The sequence below is a fragment of the Vibrio sp. Y176 genome, from assembly GCF_033438945.1.
Genome location: NZ_JAWOQS010001221.1, coordinates 1 through 510 on the forward strand (window position 1 = coordinate 1; position 510 = coordinate 510).

The 510-nt window shown below is 43.3% G+C and carries 1 pseudogene; it reads left to right on the forward strand.

Annotated features, from left to right (window positions below):
- Window positions 1–510, forward strand: a pseudogene (gene rlmL, locus R7O13_RS31075) (23S rRNA (guanine(2445)-N(2))/(guanine(2069)-N(7))-methyltransferase); the annotation flags it as partial.

Sequence of the window (510 nt, forward strand, 5' to 3'; positions counted from 1 at the left end):
CGGCAACTATTACGCGACCTGCAGGTTTTGAAAATGGTGTGATTGTATCTAACCCACCTTACGGCGAACGTTTGGGTACAGAGCCAGGTCTGATTGCGCTTTACACCGCGTTTGGTGGCCAATTGAAAGCAGAATTTGGTGGCTGCAAAGCGTCTATTTTCTCTAGTTCAGATGAGTTGCTGAGCTGTCTTCGCATGCGTGCAGATAAGCAATTCAAATTAAACAATGGTGCGTTACCGTGTCACCAAAAAAACTACAGCATCGCAGAACGTAGTGCCGATGAAGTAAAAGGTGCAGATACCAATACTCAAATCGCTCCTGATTTTTCAAACCGTTTGAAGAAAAACATTGGCAAAATTAGCAAATGGGCTCGTAAAGAGAAATTAGATTGCTACCGCATCTATGACGCAGACCTTCCTGAATATAACGTAGCGATTGACGTATATGGCGATCAAATCGTGATTCAAGAATACGCAGCACCTAAAAATATCCCTGAAGAGAAAGCGAAAC